The organism is Chromobacterium sp. Panama (assembly GCF_003052555.1).
Lineage (GTDB): Bacteria > Pseudomonadota > Gammaproteobacteria > Burkholderiales > Chromobacteriaceae > Chromobacterium.
In genome coordinates this window covers 1-924 of record NZ_QARX01000010.1, presented here as the reverse complement: position 1 = coordinate 924, position 924 = coordinate 1, and the positions used below count along the sequence as shown (strand labels likewise).

Genomic DNA, 924 nt, shown 5'->3' with positions numbered 1-924 from the left:
CACGTTGCGGCAGGCGACTACGGCGAAAAACCGGGCCGCGTGCTGGGACACGAGGGCATCGGTTTGGTTAAAGAAGTTGCCGACGGTGTGAAAAATCTGAAAGTCGGCGACCGCGTCAGCATCGCCTGGCTGTTCCAAAGCTGCGGCTCGTGCGAATACTGCAATACCGGCCGCGAAACCCTGTGCCGCTCTGTATTGAACGCGGGCTACACCGCCGACGGCGGTATGGCGACCTACTGCATCGTGAGTGCCGATTACGCGGTCAAAGTCCCAGAAGGTTTGGATCCTGCGCAAGCTTCCAGCATTACTTGTGCCGGCGTGACCACTTATAAAGCCATTAAAGTTTCCAGTGTTCGTCCGGGACAGTGGATTGCCATCTACGGCGCGGGCGGTTTGGGCAACTTGGGGGTCCAATACGCGAAAAAAGTATTCGGCGCGCACGTTGTCGCCATCGACATCAACGACGACAAACTGGCGTTTGCCAAAGAAACCGGCGCGGATTTGGTTGTCAACGCCGCCAAAGAGGACGCTGCCAAAGTGATTCAGGAAAAAACAGGCGGCGCACACGCTGCGGTCGTAACCGCCGTATCTGCTGCCGCATTCAACTCTGCCGTGAATTGCGTCCGCGCGGGCGGACGTGTGGTTGCCATCGGACTGCCGCCGGAATCGATGGATTTGTCCATCCCGCGTTTGGTTTTGGACGGCATCGAAGTGGTCGGCTCTTTGGTCGGCACGCGCAAAGATTTGGAAGAAGCCTTCCAATTCGGCGCGGAAGGTTTGGTTGTGCCGAAAGTCCAACTGCGTGCTTTGGATGAAGCACCCGCCATTTTCCAAGAAATGCGCGAAGGCAAAATCACCGGCCGTATGGTGATCGATATGAAAAAAGAATGCGGCTGCGGTCATCACCACTGATTTGACGTGGCG

At 56.9% G+C, this 924-nt stretch carries 1 protein-coding gene; it reads left to right on the top strand.

The annotated features are described in order from the left end of the window. A partial coding sequence (adhP, locus tag DB032_RS23445) for an alcohol dehydrogenase AdhP (protein ID WP_107802157.1) occupies window positions 1-912 on the top strand: 912 nt, incomplete at its 5' end. Window positions 913-924 lie beyond the last annotated feature (12 nt).